This is a genomic window from Aquisalinus flavus, from assembly GCF_014640095.1.
Classification (GTDB): Bacteria; Pseudomonadota; Alphaproteobacteria; order Caulobacterales; family Parvularculaceae; genus Aquisalinus; species Aquisalinus flavus.
The window spans coordinates 291,743-314,507 of sequence record NZ_BMGH01000001.1 but is presented as its reverse complement, the minus strand read 5'-3'; the positions used below and the strand labels follow the sequence as shown (position 1 = coordinate 314,507).

The 22,765-nt window shown below is 62.9% G+C and carries 24 protein-coding genes; 11 read left to right on the top strand and 13 right to left on the bottom strand.

The annotated features are described in order from the left end of the window. Positions 1–13: 13 nt before the first annotated feature. The 3 genes from IEV88_RS01585 to IEV88_RS01575 form a co-directional block, all read right to left on the bottom strand. The gene (locus IEV88_RS01585) at positions 14–2,437 is read right to left on the bottom strand and encodes a response regulator (RefSeq protein ID WP_188159544.1); all 2,424 of its coding nucleotides are present in this window, start codon (positions 2,435–2,437) and stop codon (positions 14–16) included. A 103-nt stretch (positions 2,438–2,540) separates the two neighbouring features. Next, entirely contained in the window at positions 2,541–4,556 is a 2,016-nt protein-coding gene (locus IEV88_RS01580) for an acetyl/propionyl/methylcrotonyl-CoA carboxylase subunit alpha (protein ID WP_188159543.1), read from the bottom strand. 10 nt (positions 4,557–4,566) lie between these two features. Next, positions 4,567–6,147: a carboxyl transferase domain-containing protein gene (locus IEV88_RS01575; RefSeq protein ID WP_188159542.1), complete on the bottom strand. Its 1,581-nt coding sequence runs from the start codon at positions 6,145–6,147 to the stop codon at positions 4,567–4,569. A gap of 150 nt (positions 6,148–6,297) precedes the next feature. Here IEV88_RS01575 and IEV88_RS01570 point away from each other — a divergent pair, with 150 nt between their 5' ends. The 3 genes from IEV88_RS01570 to IEV88_RS01560 all read left to right on the top strand — a co-directional run bounded on the left by IEV88_RS01570 (position 6,298) and on the right by IEV88_RS01560 (position 8,445). Continuing rightward, positions 6,298–7,485: an acyl-CoA dehydrogenase family protein gene (locus IEV88_RS01570; RefSeq protein WP_206711311.1), complete on the top strand. Its 1,188-nt coding sequence runs from the start codon at positions 6,298–6,300 to the stop codon at positions 7,483–7,485. Between the two features lie 131 nt (positions 7,486–7,616). After that, positions 7,617–8,231: a TetR/AcrR family transcriptional regulator gene (locus tag IEV88_RS01565; protein WP_188159541.1), complete on the top strand. Its 615-nt coding sequence runs from the start codon at positions 7,617–7,619 to the stop codon at positions 8,229–8,231. Positions 8,232–8,292: 61 nt separating this feature from the next. Next, positions 8,293–8,445 carry a hypothetical protein gene (locus IEV88_RS01560; RefSeq protein WP_188159540.1) on the top strand — a complete coding sequence of 51 codons (153 nt, stop codon included), beginning with the start codon at positions 8,293–8,295 and terminating at the stop codon, positions 8,443–8,445. Positions 8,446–8,518: 73 nt separating this feature from the next. Here the strand turns inward: IEV88_RS01560 and IEV88_RS01555 are convergent, their stop codons facing one another. After that, on the bottom strand, positions 8,519–8,902 hold the full coding sequence (locus IEV88_RS01555) for a hypothetical protein (RefSeq protein WP_188159539.1): 384 nt from the start codon (positions 8,900–8,902) through the stop codon (positions 8,519–8,521). A 90-nt stretch (positions 8,903–8,992) separates the two neighbouring features. Here IEV88_RS01555 and IEV88_RS01550 point away from each other — a divergent pair, with 90 nt between their 5' ends. Next, the gene (locus IEV88_RS01550) at positions 8,993–9,175 is read left to right on the top strand and encodes a hypothetical protein (RefSeq protein WP_229731391.1); all 183 of its coding nucleotides are present in this window, start codon (positions 8,993–8,995) and stop codon (positions 9,173–9,175) included. Between the two features lie 4 nt (positions 9,176–9,179). Here IEV88_RS01550 and IEV88_RS01545 read toward each other — a convergent pair whose 3' ends face one another. Then, complete coding sequence (locus IEV88_RS01545; protein WP_188159537.1) at positions 9,180–9,662, bottom strand: peroxiredoxin; 483 nt, start codon at positions 9,660–9,662, stop codon at positions 9,180–9,182. Positions 9,663–9,748: 86 nt separating this feature from the next. Here IEV88_RS01545 and IEV88_RS01540 point away from each other — a divergent pair, with 86 nt between their 5' ends. Further along, positions 9,749–10,390 (top strand): YqgE/AlgH family protein, encoded by a 642-nt coding sequence (locus IEV88_RS01540; protein ID WP_188159536.1) that lies wholly within the window; start codon positions 9,749–9,751, stop codon positions 10,388–10,390. Positions 10,391–10,421: 31 nt separating this feature from the next. Here the strand turns inward: IEV88_RS01540 and IEV88_RS01535 are convergent, their stop codons facing one another. The 4 genes from IEV88_RS01535 to IEV88_RS01520 all read right to left on the bottom strand — a co-directional run bounded on the left by IEV88_RS01535 (position 10,422) and on the right by IEV88_RS01520 (position 15,897). Next, the gene (locus IEV88_RS01535; RefSeq protein WP_188159535.1) at positions 10,422–12,566 is read right to left on the bottom strand and encodes an EAL domain-containing protein; all 2,145 of its coding nucleotides are present in this window, start codon (positions 12,564–12,566) and stop codon (positions 10,422–10,424) included. Between the two features lie 164 nt (positions 12,567–12,730). After that, complete coding sequence (locus tag IEV88_RS01530) at positions 12,731–13,327, bottom strand: GNAT family N-acetyltransferase (protein ID WP_188159534.1); 597 nt, start codon at positions 13,325–13,327, stop codon at positions 12,731–12,733. Between the two features lie 64 nt (positions 13,328–13,391). Next, a complete protein-coding gene (thrC, locus tag IEV88_RS01525; RefSeq protein WP_188159533.1) occupies positions 13,392–14,795 on the bottom strand; it encodes a threonine synthase in 1,404 nt (467 codons plus the stop codon). A 28-nt stretch (positions 14,796–14,823) separates the two neighbouring features. Continuing rightward, entirely contained in the window at positions 14,824–15,897 is a 1,074-nt protein-coding gene (locus IEV88_RS01520; RefSeq protein ID WP_188159532.1) for a strictosidine synthase family protein, read from the bottom strand. Positions 15,898–16,104: 207 nt separating this feature from the next. On the opposite strand from IEV88_RS01520, the gene rpmE reads away from it, so the two are divergent. Then, a complete protein-coding gene (gene rpmE / locus IEV88_RS01515; RefSeq protein ID WP_188159531.1) occupies positions 16,105–16,323 on the top strand; it encodes a 50S ribosomal protein L31 in 219 nt (72 codons plus the stop codon). An 83-nt stretch (positions 16,324–16,406) separates the two neighbouring features. Here rpmE and IEV88_RS01510 read toward each other — a convergent pair whose 3' ends face one another. Continuing rightward, on the bottom strand, positions 16,407–16,955 hold the full coding sequence (locus IEV88_RS01510; RefSeq protein ID WP_206711310.1) for a DUF1465 family protein: 549 nt from the start codon (positions 16,953–16,955) through the stop codon (positions 16,407–16,409). 321 nt (positions 16,956–17,276) lie between these two features. After that, positions 17,277–17,483 (bottom strand): DUF1192 domain-containing protein, encoded by a 207-nt coding sequence (locus IEV88_RS01505; protein ID WP_188159530.1) that lies wholly within the window; start codon positions 17,481–17,483, stop codon positions 17,277–17,279. A 129-nt stretch (positions 17,484–17,612) separates the two neighbouring features. On the opposite strand from IEV88_RS01505, the gene IEV88_RS01500 reads away from it, so the two are divergent. The 3 genes from IEV88_RS01500 (at position 17,613) to IEV88_RS01490 (ending at position 20,229) form a co-directional block, all read left to right on the top strand. Continuing rightward, the gene (locus IEV88_RS01500; protein WP_188159529.1) at positions 17,613–18,587 is read left to right on the top strand and encodes an NAD(P)H-quinone oxidoreductase; all 975 of its coding nucleotides are present in this window, start codon (positions 17,613–17,615) and stop codon (positions 18,585–18,587) included. 58 nt (positions 18,588–18,645) lie between these two features. Further along, positions 18,646–19,359, top strand: coding sequence for a DUF599 domain-containing protein (locus IEV88_RS01495; protein WP_188159528.1), 714 nt, complete (start codon positions 18,646–18,648; stop codon positions 19,357–19,359). Between the two features lie 168 nt (positions 19,360–19,527). After that, positions 19,528–20,229: a DUF1013 domain-containing protein gene (locus tag IEV88_RS01490; RefSeq protein ID WP_188159527.1), complete on the top strand. Its 702-nt coding sequence runs from the start codon at positions 19,528–19,530 to the stop codon at positions 20,227–20,229. A 115-nt stretch (positions 20,230–20,344) separates the two neighbouring features. On the opposite strand, the gene IEV88_RS01485 is transcribed toward IEV88_RS01490, so the two are convergent. Continuing rightward, on the bottom strand, positions 20,345–21,145 hold the full coding sequence (locus IEV88_RS01485) for an SDR family NAD(P)-dependent oxidoreductase (protein ID WP_188159526.1): 801 nt from the start codon (positions 21,143–21,145) through the stop codon (positions 20,345–20,347). A 106-nt stretch (positions 21,146–21,251) separates the two neighbouring features. Further along, entirely contained in the window at positions 21,252–21,428 is a 177-nt protein-coding gene (locus tag IEV88_RS01480; protein WP_188159525.1) for a YdcH family protein, read from the bottom strand. 149 nt (positions 21,429–21,577) lie between these two features. Here IEV88_RS01480 and IEV88_RS01475 point away from each other — a divergent pair, with 149 nt between their 5' ends. Together IEV88_RS01475 and IEV88_RS01470 are read left to right on the top strand one after the other, a co-directional pair. Continuing rightward, on the top strand, positions 21,578–22,165 hold the full coding sequence (locus IEV88_RS01475) for a UbiX family flavin prenyltransferase (RefSeq protein WP_188159524.1): 588 nt from the start codon (positions 21,578–21,580) through the stop codon (positions 22,163–22,165). A 4-nt stretch (positions 22,166–22,169) separates the two neighbouring features. Next, positions 22,170–22,754 (top strand): TIGR02444 family protein, encoded by a 585-nt coding sequence (locus IEV88_RS01470; RefSeq protein ID WP_188159523.1) that lies wholly within the window; start codon positions 22,170–22,172, stop codon positions 22,752–22,754. Positions 22,755–22,765: the final 11 nt, after the last annotated feature.

The window sequence follows — 22,765 nt, the reverse complement described above, 5'->3', positions numbered from 1 at the left end:
CGCTCACGCGGCATCAGGCCGAGCGCACCATGCGTACCGGCTGGCGGCGGCTTGCCTGACCCCAGGTCAGGATCGTGTCGCTCAGCACATCCTTCCTGATCGGCTTGGTCAGAAAATCATCCATGCCTGCCGCGAAGGCCGCCTTCTTGTCCTCCTGGCGCACATTGGCCGTCAGGGCGACGATCGGAACGGGCGGCAGCTCGTTCTCGGCCTCGATCTCGCGAATGCGCATCGATGCCATATGACCGTTCATGACCGGCATCGAGACATCCATCAGCACAAGGTCGATCGCCCGCGGATCATTTTCATAAATCGAAACCGCTTGCTCGCCATCACCCGCGACGATCAGCTCGATCGGCATGTCGGCAAGGAAGTTCTGGACGACCAGCTGGTTGACGACATTGTCTTCCGCCATCAGAACGCGCATCGACCCGGTAATCTGCGGGGTGGCCGGTGCATCCGGCTTCAGCAGGGGGCTGATTTCTGCCGGCTGTTCAGCCGGCGTTTCGATCCGGCCATTGAACAGGATACGGACGATCATATCCATGACCTGCGATGTCCGTGCCGGCTTGGTGATCCAGCCGTCAATACTGGCGCCCTCGGCATTCTCGATACTCGCCCGGTCATCGACCGATGACAGCATGATGATCGGCAGCTCCCTGAACCGGTCGTCGGCACGCACCTGCCTGATCAGGCCGAGGCCGTCCGTGCCCGGCATCAGGTAGTCGGTCACCATCAGGTCGAACCGCTTGCCGGTACGTTCAGCCTCTTCCAGGCATTGCATCGCAGCGCCGGAGCTGTCGACGCATTCATGCTGCATGCCCCACAGGCGGATCTGACCGGCGATGGCCTTGCGGTTGACGGGATTATCGTCGACCAGCAGCAGGCGCACATTGCTCAGGTCCAGGTCGCGCTGCGGCCCGGCCAGTGCCACCGTCTCGTCCACCGGCAGGGTCAGGGTGAAGGTAAAGACAGACCCCTCGCCCATCTGCGATGTGGCGGAAATCTCTCCGCCCATGATGTTCACGAGAGACCGGCTGATGGAGAGGCCCAGCCCTGTGCCTTCATGACGGCGGGTCGATGACGTATCGGCCTGGGAAAATTTCTCGAAGATCGTCTCGATCTTGTCCTGCGCAATGCCGATGCCGGTATCCTCGACCGTGAAGCGCAGATCGGCCACATCGCCGGAGACCGTCCCGGTGACGCCGATCACGATCTGGCCTGCATCGGTGAACTTGACCGCGTTTCCGGCAAGATTGGTCAGTATCTGGCGAATCCGGCTTGCATCGCCGACATAGCCTTCCGGCAGGTCGATGTCGTAATCGACGCTCATCTCGATATTCTTCGCCGCCGCCTTGCTGCCCAGCAGCGAAGCGACGTCTTCCACCGTCCGGCGCAGATTGAAGGGCTCGGGATGAATCGAGAACTTGCCCGCTTCCAGCTTGGAGAAGTCGAGAATATCGTTGATGATCGCCATCAGCGATGTGCCCGAGCTTGAAATGATCCGGGCCAGTTCTTTCTGCCGGTCGCTCAGATCCGTTTCCAGCAGCAGCGTCGTCATGCCGATCACACCGTTCATGGGTGTACGGATTTCATGGCTCATATTGGCAAGGAAATCAGACTTTGCCCGGCTCGAGGCCTCGGCAATTTCCTTGGCGGCAAGCAATTCCGCGTTCATCCTGCGCAGCCGTTCTGTCTCCTCGACCTGCTGGCGCGACAGGCGCTGGTCATACATCGCGGCGACCAGCGCGAGAATTACCAGACCCGCCGACGTGCAGAAGACACCGACCGCGAGCACGTCGCGGCTCAGCCAGGCTTGCGCATTCTCGTTCGGGATTGCGATCACGGTCAGCGCCGTCATGCCGGTGAAATGCATCGAGCAGATCGCGACGACCAGGACAAGCGCCGCGCCAACCAGCCTGGCCGGTGAAATCGCGTGGCGCACGAGGCGGAAACAGGCGATACAGAAGGCACACCCCAGAACGATCGACACGATCACATAGAGCATGTCGAACTGCAGGATCGCACCGGCACCGTATGCCGCCATACCGGTATAGTGCATGGCGGAGATGCTCAGTCCAAGGATCGCCCCGGCAAGGATATAGCGCAGCGGATGGTTCAGATAGACGTTCACCGAAAACGCGACGAGGTTCAGCGCCACGGCGATGAAGAAGGACAGCACCGTCAGGGACAGGCTAAGCCCGTTCTCGATCACGGCAGAATAGGCCAGCATGGCGACGAAATGGGTGGCCCAGATGCCACCGGCACTGACGAGACCCGTCATCATCAGCCAGCGCACCCGCCCGCCGCCGCTACGTTGATGAGCCCGCTGCAACAGACCGATCGTGGTCAAGCTCGCGATGAGACAGATCAGCGCCGCCCCGATGACAAAGCGCCAGTCGTGCTCCTGCGTGATACAGGTCAGTAAGTTCAGCATAACAGTCAATCCTCAACGGGTAGACTGTTAGCGATAAATGCTAAATGAAATTATAATGCTTTAAAGGTTCGCCGGCACTTCTGTGTTGCCGTACAGAGAAGAATTAACCATTTTCTTGCGGCGTTATACCGACGAGAACTGCCCCTGCCTTGACGATATCACCGGGTTTCACGGCCACCGTCTCAACCGTGCCGGAAACCGAGGCGTTAAGTGTAATCAACAGCTTCATGGACTCCAGAACAAGCACCGGCTGGCCAGCCTCGATCGGCTGTCCGGCTTCGACCAGCACTTCCGAAACCGCCCCGGGCATGTCGGAGACGACATCGCCGGACCCGCCGGCGGCAAGCCGCGCGCGGGCAAATTCGGCGGAAGGCAGTATCGTGAATTTCCGCACCCGGCCCTTCGCGCCGATATACAGGACCTCGTCCAGCTTGAAGAACGAGACCGCCGTGCGGTAACCCTCGCCGAACAGCATCGCCATGGAGCCGTCCAGCTTCACGCCGACCTCGTGTGTCTCGCCCCCGCCGGAGATGGCATAGCGGGTGCCCCCCTTTCCGGGCGTGCCATCGGCGCAGGAGCGGCTGACGATCATCTCCACCGCCTCGCCGCCATCGGGCTCGACCCCTTCTTGTTGAATTGTGACAAAGGAGCGCGCCGGATTGCCCGCATTGGACAGCACCCGGAAACCGGTGAAGGGCTGGTGCTGTTCCTCGATGGCCTGCCAGATCGCTGCCGCGCGCATCGCCATGATCGCATCGCTCGAGGCATCCGGCTGCCAGCCATCGGGGAAGGTCTCGGGCAGGAAGCTGGTCGTCGCCCGGCCCGCGTAGAAATCCTCCGCCAGCACGCAGTCGCGCAGGAAAGCGGTATTGGTCTCGACGCCGATGACCGCCGTCGTCTCCAGCGCCGCCGCCAGCCGGTCGCAGGCCTCGCGCCGCTCGGAGCCATAGGCGATGATTTTGGCCACCATGCTGTCGTAATATTGCGAAATCTCGCTGCCAGCCTCGATCCCTGTGTCGATACGGATATCCGTCGGCCAGTGGATCAGATGCACCTTGCCGATATCGGGCATGAAGTTCTGGGCCGGTTTTTCCGCCGTCACCCGCGCCTCGATCGCGTGGCCGCGCGGATAGATCTCGTGCTGCTCGTATGGCAACTCCTCGCCGCCGGCGATGCGGATCTGCAACTCCACCAGGTCCAGCCCGGTGATATATTCCGTTACCGGATGTTCGACCTGCAGCCGCGTATTCATCTCCAGAAATGCCGGCTCGTCATCGCCGGCATCCATGATGAACTCGACCGTGCCGAGACTGTCATAGCCAATCGTCTTCGCCAGCGCGATCGCCCGCTCGAACAGCTTGTTGCGCACGCCATCGGGCAGGTTCGGCGCCGGTGCCTCCTCCAGCACTTTCTGGTTATTGCGCTGGACCGAGCAGTCGCGCTCGAACAGATGGATGACATTGCCATGCTTGTCGGCGGCGATCTGCACTTCGAGATGACGCGGGCGGGTGATCAGCTTCTCGATCAGCAGCCGGTCATCGCCAAATGACGATTTGGCCTCCTTGCGCGCCATGTCGATGGCGCCTTCCAGTTCCTTGCGCTCGAACACGCGCCGCATGCCCTTGCCGCCGCCACCGGCAGACGCCTTGACCATCAGCGGGAAGCCGATCTTTTCCGCCTCGGCGATCAGCACGGCGTCGGTCTGGTCGTCGCCATTATAGCCGGGCACGCCGGGAACGCCCGCCTTTTCGGCAATGCGCTTGGACTCGATCTTGTCGCCCATCTGGCGGATCGCCTCGGCATTGGGCCCGATAAAGGTAATCCCCGCATCGGCCAGCGCCCTGGCGAATTTCGTGTTCTCCGACAGAAAGCCATAACCGGGGTGGACCGCGTCAGCGCCGGCAACCTCAACGGCACGGAGGATGTTCTCGATCTTCAGATAGCTTTCCGATGGCTGCGGCGGGCCGATATGCACCGCTTCATCCGCCAGCTGAACATGCAGCGCATCGCGATCGGCATCGGAATAGACGGCGATGGTGCGCAGGCCCATTGACCGGCAGGTATGGATGATGCGGCAGGCGATCTCGCCACGGTTGGCGATGAGGACGGATTTCATCATGTCTTTATCCTCACATCCGGTAGACCGGGCGCGGCCCGGTGTCTTTTTCAAAGTCGGCGACGAGGCCGAGGCAGAAGCCGAGCACATCGCGGGTCTGGCCCGGCTCGATGATGCCGTCATCCCACAATCGCGCGGTCGAGTAGTAGGGCGAGGACTGCTCCTCGAACTGGTCGAGAATGCCCTGCTCGATCTTCTTCAATTCATCGTCGGAGACGCGGCCGCGCTGCAGATCGGTCAACACGCCCGCCGCCGTCTCCCCGCCCATCACCGCCGTGCGTGAGTTGGGCCAGGTGAACAGGAAATCGGGCCGGAAGCCGCGCCCGCACATGCCGTAATTGCCGGCCCCGTAAGAACCGCCGACGACCACTGTCAGCTTCGGCACCCGCGCATTGGAGACGGCATAGACCAGCTTGGACGAATGCTTGGCGATCCCGGCGCGTTCTGACTCCAGCCCGATCATGAAGCCGGTGATGTTCTGCAGGAACAGCAGCGGGATCTGGCGCTGGTCGGCGAGCTCGATGAAGTGGGCGCCCTTCACGGCTGAGTCCGCGAACAATACGCCATTATTGGCGAGGATCGCGACCGGATGGCCGTGCAGCTTGGCAAAGCCGCAAACCAGAGACGACCCGTAATCCGGCTTGAATTGCTGGAAGTCGCTGTCATCGACAAGGCGGCCGATCACTTCCCGGATGTCGAACGGCACTTTCAGATCATCGCCGATGATGCCGGCGATCTCGTCCGGGTCGAGGCGCGGCGGGCGGGTGTCGCGGGTGACCAGTTTCTTCTGCGAGTTCAGGGACCTGACGATATCGCGCATCTTGCCCAGAGCCTCGCGCTCGTCATAGGCGATATGGTCCGACACGCCGGTCTCGAATGTGTGCAGTTCCGCGCCGCCAAGAGAGTCCGCATCGACCTCCTCTTTCGTCGCCGCCTTCACCAGCGGCGGGCCGCCGAGGAAGATATGGCCATGGCCTTTCACCATCACCACCTCGTCCGACAGCGCCGGGATATAGGCCCCGCCTGCCGTCGCAGGGCCGAACACGACCGACAGCTGCGGGATGCCCTTGGCCGACATGCGCGATTGCTGCCAGAACGTGCCGCCGAAATGCTCCTTGTCCGGAAAGACAAGGTCCTGCTGCGACAGGTTGGCCCCGCCGCAATCGACGAGATAGATCACCGGCAGGCGCAGCGCATCGGCGATCTCCTGGGCGCGATAATGCTTCTTGACCGTTTCGGAATAGAACGTGCCGCCCTTTACCGTCGGGTCGTTGGCGATGATCATGCAGGGCACGCCCTCGACGATGCCGACGCCGGTGATGATCGCCGCCGCCGGCACCTGGTTGTCATACAGGCCATATGCAGCAAGCGGCGACAGCTCGAGAAAGGCCGCGCCGGGATCGAGCAGCAGGTCGATGCGGTCGCGGGCGAGGATCTTGTCGCGCGACAAATGCCGCTCCCGCGCCTTTTGCCCGCCGCCCTCGGCGACAAGCGCCAGCCGCTCGCGGAACGTCGCCAGCGCCTTGTCGAAGGCGCCGCGTTTCTTCTCGAAATCGGGGCTCGCGGGACTAACCGCACTGTCCAGAACCGGCATTCATCGCTCCCTGTTGTCGCACCCATCAAGGTGGGCCGCTTGTCGTTCTTGCCAACCTGCCTAACATTTGTTAGGTTGGCAAGCAAGATCAGCAGAAAAAGTGCCAGAGGCCTATCCCGGCCCAACAGGCGCGAGGAAGGAAACACCCCCATGGCAGACGGCATGACCCCCGCCCAGAACAATGAAGACCAGACCTCCAGCCCCTATTTCCGGCTCGAACATGAAATGCTGCGCGACCAGGTCGCCCGTTTCGTGCGCGAGGAGGTCAAGCCCTACGCCGACAAATGGGAGATCGAGGGCAAGATCCCGCGCGAGGTGCTCAGGAAGATGGGCGACAATGGCTTTTTCGGCATCCACTTCCCCGAGGAATATGGCGGCTCCGGCCTCGACACCATCGCCACGGCGATCTTTGCCGAGGAATTGGGCAAGTCGACCTTTGGCGGCTTTGCCATCACTCCCCTCGTCCATACCGACATGTCGTCCGTGCACATCAACAATGCCGGCAATGACGAGCAGAAGCAGCGCTTCCTGCCGGAAGTGATCGCCGGCACCAGGATCGGCGCCATCGGCCTGACCGAGCCGGGCGCGGGCTCCGATCTGCAGGGCATCCGCACCACCGCCAAGCGCGGCGATGGCGGCTGGATCCTCAACGGCTCGAAACTGTTCATCACCAATGGCGTCTATGGCGACTTTGTCTGCGCCCTGGTGCGCACCGGCGACAAGGAAGAGAAAGCCTCCCGCGCCGCGACCATGTTCATCGTCGAGAAGGGCATGGAGGGCTTCAAGGTCGCCCAGAAGCTCGACAAGATGGGCTGGCGCTGTTCCGACACGGCGGAGCTGGTCTTCGAGGACTGCTTCGTGCCCGACGCGAACGTCATCGGCGAGCCGGGCCGCGGTTTCTATGCGGCGATGAAGAATTTGCAAAACGAGCGCATCGTCATCGGCGCCATGTGCATGGGCGAGGCCCAGGCCGCCATCGACATGACCGTGCAATGGGTCAAGGACCGCAAGGCCTTTGGCGGCGTGTTGTGGGACAAGCAGACGATCCGCCAGCGCCTTGCCATGCAGGCCGCCAAGGTCGAGGCCGGCCGCCAGCTGGTCTATCGCGCCGCGTGGATGGACAGCCAGGGCATGGACTGCGTCAAGGAAGTCAGCATGCTGAAGGCCTATTGCGGCGAGCTCGTCAACGAAGTGCTGTATGACTGCGTCCAGTTCCATGGCGGCTCCGGCTTTATCGAGGAGACGCCGATCAACCGCATGTATCGCGATGTCCGCGTCCAGTCCATTGGCGGCGGCGCGACCGAAGTCATGCTGGAGGAAGTCGCCAAGCGGCTGTAATTCGCCCGACCCTCTCCTTCGTGGCTGCTGTGCAGCACCTCAGGATGAGGGTTGACCAAGCGCTTTCAGAAGCCCTCATCCTGAGGCGGCGACGAAGTCGCCCACGAAGGACGAGGGCGTGGACCGGATGAATGCCCGACGCATCTGCCATCCCCGAGAAAAAATCGCCCGGCGCGGAAATGCGCCGGCGCATTCTCGATGCCGCGGCCCTGTTGCTCGCCGAGAACGGCTACCAGGCGACGACCTTGCGCGGCATCGCCGATGCGGCGGGGCTGAAGGCAGGCTCGATCTACTACCACTTCGCCTCGAAAGAACAGATCACCGTCGAGGTGCTGAATGAAGGCGTTGAATACGTCTCCGCCGCGGTCTCGCGCGCCGTCGAGGACCTGCCCGCCGATGCCGACGGGCGCACCGTTCTGAAAGCGGCGATAGAGGCGCATCTGTCGGCCCTGTCCGCCCACAAGGCCTATACCCGCGCCTCGATCCGCTGCTTTTCCATGGTGCCGCAGGAAATCCGCGACCAGACCATCGACATCCGCCGCGATTTCGACGGCATCTGGCTCGACACGCTGAAACGGGCCCGCGCCCAGGGCGCGCTGACGGGCCCGCATACGGCTGCAGCCGATTTGCGCGAGGTGCACCGCATCATCCTTGGCGCGCTGAACTGGGCCATCGAAAAGCGCGGCGGCCCGTCGCGGCGCGACCACGCCCTCAGCGACACGCTGCTTTCCCTTCTCTCGGCATAACCTCCCCCGCTGGAACGGTTGCCGTCTCCTGACTGTTCTCCCGTGACAAGGAGGTACCATCATGAGCACCGATAAGAAAAAAGAGGACGCTGTCGACGAGGCACTGGACGAGTCGTTTCCTGCCAGTGACCCGCCCAGCTACATGCCCGGCGAGGCCGACCCCAACGGGACGGAAGCCGAGGAGAAAGACAAGAAAAAACCCGACGACAAGTAGCATCGTCATAACTTGTAAAAAAAAAGCCCGGCGCGAACCGGGCTTTTTTCTTGTCTGCGAACGGGCCGCCGCCTCAGTTTGGCGTGAACAGGCCCTGGAAGCCGACGATGATCGCGATGATGCCGAAGATGGCGACGAAGGTCGTGAACGCGCTCGCGCCGGACCCGACCGGGTCCTGCGTGTTCCGCCCGGCCCTGACGCGGTCCATCAGCAACAACACGCCGGTGATGATCGCCACCACCTCGAAATGAAACAGGCGTGGCCCTGTCGTTACATGCACGATCAGGAAATAGCCCCCCGTGACCAGCGCGACGATGCCGATCACCCAGCCGATTTGGGCGAGGTTGGCGGCCGCCTTGGCCAGGTCGTCGCCGATATTGGGGATCTTGATGAGAAGGCCGATGGCGAGCAGGAAGCCACCGAGAATATTGGACAGGTCGAGTAACAGCGAAAGCATAAGTCTCCCTCATGAAGTTCCGCAATGGAACACCTGACTGCACCGATGCGTTCACGGGGGACGAGCGATTACCCGAAAGAAGATGAAGCGATGACGAAGAACAAGCACTCGGACCAGCCGCCCCAGGCCCCTGTCAGCAAGGACGCCCCCCATCCCGAAACCAGCAATCCGCGACCCGAGGCGAACGAGGACAAGGACGAGGAACGCCACAACGCTCCGCATGCCGATGATTACGACCGGCTTGCGGAGGTCAGGAACGACAAGAAGGACTGATGCTTTAGAGCTGGCCGAGCATGTAGTCGGCGGAGGAGACCTCGAACGCGCCGCCCTCTTCCACATTCAGCTCTTCCACGACGCCGTCATCGACGATCATCGAGAACCGCTTGGAGCGCAGCCCCATGCCGAAGCCCTTGCCGTCCATGGCGAGACCCAGGGCCTGGGTGAAATCGCCATTGCCGTCGGCGACCATAACGACCTTGCCATAGGCGTTCTGATCCTTCGCCCAGGCATCCATGACGAAAGCGTCATTGACCGACATACAGACGATCTGGTCGACGCCCTTGGCGTCCAGCAGCTCCTTTTTCTCGACGAAGCCCGGCAGGTGCTTGGCCGAGCAGGTCGGCGTGAAGGCGCCCGGTACGGCGAAGAACGCGGTCTTCTTGCCGGCAAAGATGTCTGCGGTCTGCGCCGCTTCGGGGCCGTTTTCACTGGCCAGCATCACCTGGACGTCGGGAAGGCGCTCGCCTTTTGCGATGGTCATATCGTCTCTCCTGTTGCACGCTGTCTAGGCTCCCATGTAGTCTTGTCCGCGGGGGGCGTCCAGCGTGGATGGCAGGAGGTCGACAGATGACGGACGAGAAACACAGTGAGGTCAGCCACGACCGTCAGGATTTCCTGCATGGCCAGCTGCTGGTTGCGATGCCGAACCTGCGCGATGGCTGTTTCCGAGAGTCGGTCGTCCTGATCTGCAGCCATGACGAGCATCACGCCATGGGGCTGATCCTCAACAAGACGATTTCCGACCTCACCTTTTCCGACCTTCTCCTGCAGGTGAAGCTGAAGCCGTCGGACGACATCGACGACCGGCCGATCCATTTCGGCGGGCCGGTCGACACCAAGCGCGGCGCCGTGCTGCATACGGATGATTACCGCCACGAAGACACGATCGACATCGTGCCCGGCGTCTGCCTGACCGCGAGCCGCGAGATCCTGGAAGACCTCAACGAGCCTGACGGGCGCATGCTGGCGGGCCGCAATGCCCCGTCCAGGGCGCTGATCTGCGCCGGCCATGCCGGCTGGTCCGCCGGGCAGCTGGAGCACGAGCTGGCGCAAAATGCATGGCTGAACATCCCTGGCGATCCGGCGCTGATCTTCGCCGATGATCCGGATACTGTGTGGGAACAGGCGCTGGCCCGGTTCGGCATCGACAAGTCGATGTTCTCGCAAGCCTGGTCGGAAATGCGCAGCCCCGACACACCGCTGAATTGACACGCCGCTGAACTGAGCCGGCAGATGGCAATCAGCGCAGATCCGCCGTCACCGGCTGGCGCGGGGCCTGATCCTCTTGCTCGGCGCCGCCCGCCGGTTCCGGCATGCCGAAATAATAGCCCTGCGCGAAATCGCATTTCATTGCTTGCAGCATCTTCACGGCGTCGGCGGTCTCGGCGCCCTCGGCGATGATCTGCGTGCCCATGCGATGGGCCATATCGACCAGCCCCGCCAGCAGCGTATGGCCGTGATCGTCGCGCTGGGCCGCATCGAGCAGCGCCCGGTCGGTCTTGATGATATCGAAGCGGAACTTGGATAATTGCCCCAGTGTCGACTGCCCGGCGCCGAGATCGTCGAGCGCGATCCGCGCCCCGGCCTGGCGCATCGCCTTGGCGACCGACAGCACCTTGTGCTGGTCGTGCAGCACATGGCTTTCGGTCAGTTCAACCACCAGCGCCCCGTCGGGCAGGTCGTATTTGCGGATCGTGTTGCGCACCAGCTTGACCAGTCGGTCATTGATCAGCGTCTCGGCGGAGACATTGAACGACACGAACTGGCCCTGCGCCGCACTCGACCCGACCCAGGCGGCAAGCTCCGCCGCGGCCTGCGCCAGGATGATCGCAGTGATGTCCATCTCCAGCCCGGCATCGATCGCGATGTCCATGAACTGGTCGGGCAGCAGCGGCGCCGCGATGCCCGGCCGGCGCCAGCGGGCAAGGGCCTCGAACCCGGCAATGTCCTCGTCATTCAGCCGCACGACAGGCTGGAACCACGCCTCGAACTCGCCATTCTCCAGCCCCTCGCGGATCATCGCCCCCGTAATACCGGGAGCGGTGATGCCTGGCGCGCCCGCCACCGCCCGCAATGCCGGGCTTGCCGCTGCCCTGCGGACGGGCGCGACAAAGGCGATGATGCGATCGACAAAGCCCTCGTCGTCAACCTGCCGCTCGCCCTTGATCGCCAGGCGGCGGCCCTCGCGGGTCGTCACCTCGAAATCGAACCTGCCGGTTTGCGGATCGCCGCCGCCAAGGATTTCCTCGTCATACCGCTCGAGACTGTCATGATCGATCAGTCCACGGACGTTCTCCGGTGAGAGGGCCGATATCTTGGTGACGCCGAGAAGCGAGGCGGTCTCTTCGCTGGCATTGATCTGGCCCGGTGCCTTCCAGTCCCACAGGGGCATCCCGGCGGCGGCGAGCGCGGCGCGCAAGTCGCTGACATCATTGCGTGCCGGTGCCGGCGGGGCCGGCTTCGGCTCGGCGCTCTTGTGCCCCCACAGGGCAGAAATCGGCGACTGGCCCGCCACGACCGAAGGCCGGCTCTCTTCATCGGGAATCGCATCGTCCTCGCCGGCCATATCGGTGATCGCATCGGGCAGATCCGGTTCCGGCTCATCCGTGTCATCGTCCATCGACAGGACCGGTGCCGCGCCGACGACAGGCGGCAGGGCGCTGTTTTTCTCGTTGCTCTTCCTGACCGCTTTCTCAGGCACTGCCCCGCTGCGCGCCGGCACCAGCGCCATCAGCCCGGCCAGCAAGACGCCGCCGGCGAGCATGCCATGGGGCACTGCCATCTCGGTCCAGCTGGCAAGGCCATTGCTGCCCATGACGAAGAAGACGATCAGCGAACAGGCGGCAATCAGCACGCCCGGCGCGATATGGAGCGAGCGCCGGTCGCCGGTCGCTGCCTGTTGCATGGTCAGCAGTACGGCAAAGATGGCGAGACCGCCGGCGGCGAGGCGCAGCGGCACGTCTGCCGGATACAGGCCGAGATAGCCGGCAACGCCAAGCGCGATAGCGGCCACGATCGCCAACAGAAAGACAGCGCCGACCATCACGTTTTCCTTGGCCGCGCGCACCGTCGCCGTCAGGAACAGGATGACCGACGACAGGAGCAGGGCGAACAGCACCAGCCCGCCGCCATCCGGCAAGACATTCTCCAGCCGGCCAAACGCCATGGCCTCGATCAGGAAGGTCATGCCCGCCACGCTCGCGGCAATGGCGGCAATGGCGCTGCGGCGCAGCAGGGTGATCAGCAGAAACAGGGTGAACCCGCCGCCAAGCGCGCCGAGGATGATCCCCTCGGTCAGCATCACCTCGCGCGGGAACGTCTCCTTCAGCGCCGCCGACTGGCGGAAAAAGGCATCAAGCTGAAAATAATCAAGAAAGCCGTCCACGACAGAACCACCCTTTACCCGTTGCTACCTTGGAAAATTAACCGGTTCCGGTCAATCTCCCTTTTGCGGTGCGGCATGCCCGGAGGCGGCCGGGCACCGTTGATTTCAACGCGTCCGTTGCAAGATCGGCTCCATCCGGGTGGCGGCGGTGCCGACCCGCGCCGTCAGTCGTCAATTTTGCGGAAATCTTCCGGGTCGAGGCCGAACAGGACGTGGTCGCGGCGCTTGCCGTTGATGCGCAGATAATTGCGGGCAACGCCCTCCTTGCGGAAACCGGCCTTGATCAGCAGGTTCTGGGATGCCCGGTTGTCCGGCAGGCAGGCAGCCTCGATCCGCTCCATCTTCAGCGTGTCGAAGGCAGACCGCACCGCCGCCTTCACGGCGGACAGGGCATAGCCCTTGCGGATATGGTCGCGCCCGACCCAATAGCCGAGCGTTGCCGACATCGCCGCCCGGCGGCGGATATTCGACAGGGTACAACCGCCGACCAGCATGTCGTCCTGGGAGCGGAAGATGAAATAGGGCCGGCAGACCCCGGCCCTGATATCGCGCGCATAGATGCGCAGGCGTTTGCGGAAGCTCGACATCGACAGCTCATCCACGGCCCAGAGCGGCTCGAAGGGCTGGAGATGGGAGCGGCTGGCGGCGCGGATACCGGCCCAGTGCTCGTAATCGCGTTCCTGCGGATATCGCAGATAAATGCCATCCTCGACAAGGATCGCGTTCGACGGATCATTCAAAGGGAAGTCAAGAAGGACCATACTATAAACTGCTTTATCCCGAAGACGCGCCTTCACTTGGCGCGTTTACCACCCGTTAGCCTTCTTAGTCCTTTCGGACGAAAGACGCAACAAAACGCTGAACCTGTTGCTGGTCCAGCGGCAAAACCGTCAGCTTTTCAGTACGCTGGTAAAGGTCGGAAAGTTGCTTCGGCAGGTCGGGATAAATGCCGCAAGCCTGTTTCACCGCATCCGGGAATTTCGCCGCATGGGCGGTCGCGAGGGTGACGACCGGGCCGCTCAGCCTGCCGCCATGTCTCGCCTTGCCGGTAGCGACAAGGCCGACGGCCGTGTGCGGATCGATCACCGCGCCCGTGGTCTCGAAGACCTCGCGGATCATTGCCGCCGTCTCGGTCTCGGTCGATCGCTCGGCGATGAAGAGCGCCCGGATCGTCTCGAGAATCCCGCCCGCCACGTCGAACCGGCCAGCCTGTTTCAGATTGGCCATCATCGCGCGCACGGCCTCGGCGTCGCGCCCGGACGCCTCGAACAGGAGGCGCTCGAAATTGCTCGACACCTGGATGTCCATGGAGGGCGAGATGGTCTGCGCCACCCCGCGCGGCTCATAGGCGCCCTCGGCCAGCGTGCGGGCGAGAATGTCGTTCTCATTGGTGGCGATGCACAGCGTCTCGATCGGCAGGCCCATCTGGCGGGCGACATAGGCCGCGAAGATGTCGCCGAAATTGCCCGTGGGCACACAATAGGAGAGCGCCCGGCCCGGCCCGCCCAGCGCCACGGCTGACGTGAAATAATAGACCGACTGCGCCACGATCCGGGCCCAGTTGATCGAGTTGATCGCGCCGAGGCGCATCTCCTCGCGAAATGGCTTGTCGGCGAACATTTCCTTGACCATCGCCTGGCAGTCGTCAAACGAGCCCTCAATGGCGATATTGTGGATGTTCTCCTCTTCGACGCAGGTCATCAGCCGCCGCTGGACCTCGGAAATCCGGCCATGGGGGTGGAGGATGAAAACGTCGACATTGGCGCTGCCCTTCAGCGCCTCGATCGCCGCGCCGCCGGTGTCGCCCGACGTCGCCCCGACAATGGTCAGCCGCTCGCCGCGCTCGGCCAGCACGTGGTCGAACAGCCGCCCGAGCAGCTGCATCGCCACGTCCTTGAATGCCAGGGTCGGCCCGTGGAACAGCTCCAGGATCCAGTCTTCCCCGGTGGTCTGGCTCAACGGCACCACCACGCGATGGGAAAAGCTGGCATAGGCGTCCTCGCACATGCCGGCGAACACGTCGCGCGGGATGTCATCGCCGGTGAAGCGGGAGATGACCTCCGTCGCAACCTCGGCATAGGACATGCCGGCAAAGCCTGCGATTTCCGCCGCGGTGAAACTCGGCCAGCTCTCCGGCACGTAGAGACCGCCGTCCGGGGCGAGCCCTTCCAGCAGGACGTCGGCAAAGCCCAGGCGCTCTGCCTGACCACGGGTCGAGATGTAATACATGCGTTTTCTTCCTGTAAGCCGGGCCCGCCTAGCGAGATTCTGTCACGACAGGGCTGTCACATAGAAGAAATTTGTTCTCGGCAAAAGAACCCAAAAGGAATTTTCCGCCAATTCTTGCCCCGACCGTCAGGCCGGAGAGACGGGAGCCATCATCGAGATAGAGCGTTTCGACCGCGCCTGACCCGGGATCGATCCTGACGAGTTTCGATGGCGCAATCTCGTCATCGCTGCGCAGATGGGCGGCAAACTGCAGGGGCTTGGGGATCGCCCCCACCAGCAGTTTGCCGTCTGCGCCCCAGGTCAGATTATCGGGAAAGCTGTCAAGGCGGATGACCCGCTCCGGCTGCAGCGTGCCCAGGCCCGGATCGCGGTCATAGACGCGGACCAGCTTGCCGCCCATTTCGGCCGCGTAGAGCGTCGCGCCATCGGGGCTGACGGCAAGGCCATTGGCGAATTTCAGCCCGCGCGCCGCCTCGCTCCACGAATTGCCGTCATAAAACAGGATCGAGCCATTGCCGAGCCCGGCAACGAATTCGAGCCCCGAAAAGACGGAATCGAAACCGCTCGCCGTGCTGTTGCTGACATAAAAGGATTTGGGCCCGACGGCGACGATCTCGTTCGGGCTGGTCAGGCGCCCATCGCGCACCGTGTCGATCAGCGCCAGATCGCCCTGCCGGGTGATGGTATAGATCAGCACCGACCGGTCGGCCGCGTTGATCACGAACAGCCGGTGGGTCTGGCCATCGGCATAGACATCGATGCCCAGCGGCGCGAAATCGGCCGGTACGCCACCGGTGCGGTCCCGCCACGAGGCCGGGTCGAGGGGATTGTCCGGATCGAAGGCTTTGATCTCGCCGCGCACAGTGGACATTTTCTGCCGCTCGCGCCGGTCGAGGGAGGACAGCCAGGCAAGCCCTGATACCGGATCGGTCGCCGCATCCTCCACCCCCGGCATGCCGACGACCGGCATACAGGCGGCGAGCCCGGCGCCTTGGTCTGCCGCAGCGACCGCGGAAAAATGATTGAGATGATGCAGGGTCAGGCTGACGCCGCCCGCCGCAACGAGTACGAAAGCCAGAAATGCAAGCGCGAGCTTGCCCATTTTTCCCCCATGACATGGAACGCTGAACTACCTGCACCAGAAAACCCCATCCCGGGACGCGCGGCAATGGGGCTGTCGTCGAACCGTCATAACTTTTTCGACAGAAACCCCGTATCAGAGCCCATAAACCTGTTGCATTGCGCCGCTGCAGAGCGTATGTGGCGCTTTCAAATTTTGACGATTGCAGCCCCTGACGGGAGACCCGCCATGAAAAAAGACATCCATCCGCAATATCACACGATCAACGTCGTGATGACCGATGGCTCCACCTTCCAGACCCGTTCCTGCTTCGGCGAGGAAGGGTCGACGATCAACCTCGATATCGACCCGGTGTCGCACCCCGCCTGGACCGGCGGTCCTGCCCGCGTCAGCGACAAGGGCCGCGTATCCGCGTTCAAGACCAAATTCGGCAGTTTCGGCCTCTAGGCCCTTATTGTCCGCCGGAACGAAAAAAGCCTGCCATCCGGCAGGCTTTTTTATTGTCTCGATGTGCCTGACGCAGACAGGGATTACTCGTCCCGTGTCCCCGGGAATGCACGGTTCAGCGCCTCGATCCGGCTGGCGGCGTCATATTGCGCCGGCGCCAGCGGCGGCTGGTCGAACAATTCGCCGTCGATGCGCACGATCCGCTCATAGAGTTTTGCCGTCTCGCCACGCAATCTGACCAGTTCTGCTGGCAGACCCGCCAGTTCCTTGCCGGACTGGATTTCGCTCTTGCGCCGGTCGGTCGGCTCGGGGCTGCCGAGGCGGTATTTGTCCTGCGACGCTTCCTCGTAACTCATCTCGTCCTCGCGCACCGCCCGCATCACCAGCAGCCACGAGGCGATCTGCATGAGCCGCGTCGTCAGGCGCATGGAGATACCGGCATAGGACAGCGCTTCGGTGCGATCGAGGTCGCGGGCGGCATCGCGCCCCTCCCCGTCGAGATAGCCGGCCGTTTCCTCGACCAGCTTCATGCCCTCGCCAAAGATGTTCGAAAACATCTTCGAACTGACGAAGCGCATGGCAGCCTGATTGGCGCGGGATGTTTCACCCGCCTGGCGTTGTTGTACAGACACTGCTGAATCTCTCCTGATCGACGCCCCCACAATACCCCAAATGCACGCCCAGGCAATCAGCCCCCTTGTGCCATGGCGGGAATGCGGAAAACTTTCCGGTGGTTGCTAAATAAATATCCTGAGACTGAGAGAGCAATCGCCATGCCAGCAACCGGCACTTGTTGCGCGTGTCCGAAACGCAGCCGGGAGGGGCTGTCTTGCACGTGCGGGGGGCAACAGACGCCCCGCCTGCATCAATAGGGCTGAGCGGGCGCCGTCATGAGACAAGGCGTCTGGGTTGAAATGAGGCACCCGGCAAGGTGCGTGGCCGGGAATGAGACGCTATTTCCGGAACAGCGCCTCCGCCGCGGAGACGGCCCCGCCACGTTCGGACATCTCCTGCTCGGCACGCTCGATGGCACCGCGCAGGATGGCGATGCGCGTTTTCAGGTCCTCGACCGAGAGCGCTGCCAAATCCTGGCCCGCGACCTCGTGCAACTGGCGCTCGCCGCGCGGGTCGGTGACCGATGAAGTGAGGATGTCATCCATAACTGCCTCCTGCCGTGTCTGTATAATGGCCGTATCTGCTTCATGCTGCATCGCCATGCTGGTATCAGGGCGTCAGGCAACCATATCAGGCGGACGCCTTCAACAGGGAGATACAGGATGACCGGCACGATGACAGCGATTGAGATCTCACAACCGGGCGGGCCCGAGGTCCTGAAACCCGTCGATCGCGCCCGGCCGGAGCCGGGCCTGGGCGAGGTGCTGATCAGGGTCGAGGCGGCGGGCATCAACCGGCCGGACGTGTTGCAGCGCAAGGGGCTCTATCCCGCCCCTGACGGGGCCAGCGACCTGCCGGGCCTCGAAGTCGCCGGCGAGATCGTCGCCCTCGGCACCGGCGCGCCGGAGAGCCTGATGGGCACCAGGGTCTGCGCGCTCCTGCCCGGCGGCGGCTATGCCCAATATGCGACCGTCGACCACCGCCATTGCCTGCCCGTCCCGGACGGGTTCTCGATGATAGAGGCCGCCGCGATGCCGGAAACCTTCTGTACCGTCTGGACGAACCTGTTCCAGGATGCCGGTCTGACCTCCGACGAGCGCCTGCTGATGCCCGGCGGGTCCAGCGGCATCGGCACCACGGCGATCATGATCGCGCGGGCCATCGGCGCCGAGGTATTCGCCACCGCCGGAACCGACGAAAAATGTGCCGCCATCGCCGGTCTCGGCGCAACCCGGGTCTTCAATTACACGACCGAGGACTGGGAGACACAGATCAGGGACGCGGGCGGCGTCGATGTCGTGCTCGACATGGTCGGCGGCGAGAATGTCAACAGGCACCTCACTTGCCTGCGCCCCCATGGCCGCCATGTCTCCATCGCCTTTCTCGGCGGCATGCAGGCGACCATCGATATCGTCAGCATCATGCGCAAGCGTCTGACCCTGACCGGCTCGACCCTGCGCGCGCGCAGCGCCGACGAGAAAGCCGAGGTGATCGACGGCCTGCGCGAGCATGTCTGGCCGCTGGCCGACAGCCATCGCCTGAAACCGCTTATCGACAGCACCTTTCCGCTGGAACGCGCGTCCGAGGCCCATGCCCGCATGGAGGACGGCGGCCATATCGGCAAGATCGTGCTGACCGTCGATCCCTGAGCCCTTCCCCGTCGCGCCCCCTTGACCAAAGCCGCGGCGAAGCCAAGAACTGGGAGCCATGAGCAATTTCATCGCCCCCGGCCTCTTCATCCTCAGCTGGTTCGCCTATGGCTGGCTGGTCGAACGCAGCCCGTGGCGCGATCGCACCCTGTCCCATTTCATGGAACACGAGCGCCGGGCCTGGATCGAGACGATGGCGTCTCGCGATCTGCGCATGATCGACACCTCGATCATGCTCGGCCTGCAGAACGGTACCGGCTTTTTCGCGTCGACCTCGCTGCTCGCCATCGGTGCCGCCTTCACCCTGCTGAACTCGACCGAGCGCTTCCTCGCCCTGTCGGACCATCTGCCCTTCATGATGGCGACGAGCGCCAGCTGGTTCGAGCTGAAGGCCATCGGCCTGTTGCTGATCTATGCCTATGCTTTCCTCAAGTTCGGCTGGTCCTATCGCCTGTTCAACTACACCTCGATCCTGATCGGCGCGGTCCCGATGAACAGCAATGAGGCCACGCCGGAGCAGCGCTGCCACGCCATCGAGAAATGCATCGGTATGAACCTCGCCGCCGCGCGCGAATTCACCCGTGGCCAGCGCGCCTTCTTCCTCGCCATCGGCTATCTCGGCTGGTTCCTCGGTGATGTCCTGTTCATCGCCTCCAGCCTGCTGATCTATGGCATGATGGCAGCCCGCCAGTTCGCCTCGCCGGCGCGCACCGCGTTGCTGATGCCGCCGCCTGCCCGCGTCAGGCCGAAAACTCCTGAGACAGCGGACTGAAAACCGCTTGGCATCGCGGCCAAGGCCGATTATATGGGGCGGGCTGCCATGGCAGCGCTTTCCCCCTGATCGCTGGAGGTAAGCATGGCCGGAGAGGACCCTCCGGCCAGAGCAATTTCTGTTATCTGCGCCTGTGAAACCGGCGCCCCGACCCTGAGGAGACCCGACATGTCCGATACCCCGCTGATGCCGAAAGCGACTGCCGTCTGGCTGATCGACAACACCAGCCTGTCCTTCGACCAGATCGCCGCGTTCTGCGGCCTGCATCCGCTGGAAGTCAAAGGCATCGCCGATGGCGACGTTGCCGGTGGCGTGCGTGGCATTGACCCGGTCACGGCCAACCAGCTGACCCGCGAGGAAATCCAGAAGGGCGAGGCTGACACCACGTACCGCCTGAGACTGTCGCGCCCGAAAACGCTGGTGCCCAACAAGGGCAAGAAAGCCCCGCGCTATACCCCGGTCTCCAAGCGCCAGAACCGGCCGGACGCCATCGCCTGGATGGTGCGCAACCACCCGGAGGTCTCCGACGCCCAGATCGGCAAGCTGCTCGGCACGACGAAAGCGACGATCCAGTCGGTCCGCGACCGCTCTCACTGGAATTCCGCCAACCTTACCCCGCAGGACCCGGTCGGCCTCGGCCTGTGCTCGCAGATCGACCTCGACATGGTCGTGAAAAAGGCAGCCTCGAAGAAAGCCAGGATGGACGAGGCCAACGGCATCCAGCCCGATGGCGATACGCTGAAACCGGCCGACGAGACCGTTCAGTATGAGCCGGAAGAAGACCGCCGCGAGAAAAGGATCGACGCGACCCAGGTCTTCGCCAACTTCACCGGATCGTCCAGCGACGACGACGAGGACGACGACAACTAGGCTCTATAGCGCTTCCCGGTGAAGTGGAAACCGGTTCACCGTCAGGAAACGCGACAAACTAGGAGTCTGGGTCGTTTCAGCGTTTCCACAGAATGCTGAAACGATCCAGCGGGATCTAGCCAGTGCGGTCGCCGCGGCGGTATTGCGCCAGGCGGCCGCCATCAACGTAAATCGACTGGCCGGTGATGAAGGACGCGTCGCGCGACGCGAGGAAGAAGATCGTATTGGCCACTTCCTCCGGCTCGCCCTTGCGCGCCAGCGGCGTCGATGGCGAGGCCTTGTCGCGCGACCCCTTGCCCTCCTCGATGTCGTCCAGCTCTTCACGGATCGCGGCGATGCCGACGGCATTGGCGCGGGCGCCATAGGGCGCGAGGGTCATCGAGACGGCCTTGGTCAGCTGCGTGATGGCACCCTGCGTTGCCGCGAACACGGCATGATTGGCGCTTGCCGTCACCGACTCGGTTGTCGTCAAGTTGATGATCGCGCTACCCCAGGCCTGGTCGACACCGCCATCATCGGTCTCGCCAGCCTGTTTGATAATCTGTTTACAGACGGCCTGATTGAGCAGGAAGGTCGAGCGTAGATTGGCATCGACCAGCGTGTCGAATTGTTCCTCCGTGGTCTCCATGAACGGTGCCGACTGGAACAGCCCGTCGCAATGGACCAGCACATCGACCCGGCCATAGGCTTCCAGCGCCTCGGCGATGATGTTGTGTACGGACAGCCGCTTGGCAGTCTTGGCCTGGATGAACACCGCATCGCCGCCCTGGCTCTTGATCACCTCCGCCAGGGAGCGGCCCTTCTCCTCCGACTTGCAGACAATCACCACACGCTCGCCGGCACCGGCAAAGCGCAGGGCGGTAGCCCGGCCAATGCCCGTGGCAACGCCGGTTACGATCACTGACCTGCCTGCCATACATGCTCCTTCACGGCTGGATTGGCGCTTGTTAGATCATGATATAGGGCAAAAGTAAAAGCGCCCCGTCTCCGGAGCGCTTTGCCAGTTGTTCGTTGCTGAATGTCTAATGCCGCGTTCGGGACTGCAGCGTTCGTATCTCGTCCTTGATCGCGAGCTTTCGTCGCTTCAGTTCGGTGATGCGCAGATCGTCGCTGGAGGGTTGCTTCAACTCGGTGGAAAGCGCATTTTCGAGTTCCTGGTGACGCTGGTCCAGTTTTTCGAGTCTAGCATTGATCGACATGTGTGATCTCCCGGTTTGAGTTGACAACATCATGGATTGAACATCAAAAGAGGGAACTTGTCACGCCGGGCCGCAGCTTAATTAGCAGTAAGATTTAAGTTTATGAAAATATTGGCATATAATATCACATTTCCGGGTGGGGCCACGAAATGAGCACCCCGGACAGACTCATTATCGGTATCAGCGGCGCGTCGGGCGTGGTCTATGCCCACCGCATGCTGGAGGTCCTCCGGGACACCGGCATCGAGACCCATCTGGTCGTCTCGCGCGCGGCGGAAATGACCATTGCCTATGAACTGGAAATCAAGACCGCCGAGGTCAAGGCGCTGGCCGACAAGACCTATGCAATCGCCGATGTCGGCGCCGCCATCTCTTCCGGCTCGTTCAAGACGCTCGGCATGGTGATCGCACCATGCTCCGTACGCACCATGTCGGAGATTGCGACCGGTGTGACCTCCACCCTGCTCACCCGCGCCGCAGATGTCGTGCTCAAGGAAAAGCGCCGCCTGACGCTGATGGTCCGGGAGACGCCCCTGCATCTGGGTCATTTGCGCACCATGACGGCGCTGGCCGAGATGGGCGCAATCATCGCTCCGCCCCTGCCCGCCTTCTATACCGAACCGAAAACCATCAGTGAACTGATCGACCAGTCAGTCGGGCGCGTGCTCGACCTGTATGACATAGAAACCCCGCTGACCAGACGCTGGGGCGAGGACCTCGAAAAGGGACGCCGCTGATATCGTGACTGAAGAAGAAAACACCGACAGGACCGCCACCGGAACTGGCGCACAGCCCGCTGATATTCCCGGCTTCTGGGACTGGTCGATGGACGCCTATGGCAGGCCTGGCGCAGCCGAACTGTTGCTGAGGATGCAGGACGATCACGATCTCGACGTCAACCTCGTGCTCTGGTGTCTGTGGGCCGGCCATCACTTCCCGCCGCTTGACCGGAAGCAAGCCATGTCCCTGTTCCGCCAGACCGGGGATTGGGCCGCGCGCGTCACCATCCCCCTGCGCGGCGTGCGCCGCTGGCTGAAGGGCCGCGACCTGCCGGCATCCACGGAGGCCGTGAACACGCTGCGCAACGAGGTAAAGGCGCAGGAGCTCGCCGGCGAGCGCATCAGCCAGGAGATGCTGGAAGGGATGACCCGCGTGGCCGCCGGAAATGGCGCCGCCTCGGCGGACGGCCCGGAAACACTCTTCCGTCTCTATTTGGACCATGCACGCTCTCTTGAAAACGGGGCGGAAGTGAGCGAAGATTCCCCTGGCGAAAAACCGGAAGCTCTCTTCCGGCAGGTCACAGAAATCATCGCCGCCGAGGAATAAGCCACTCCCAT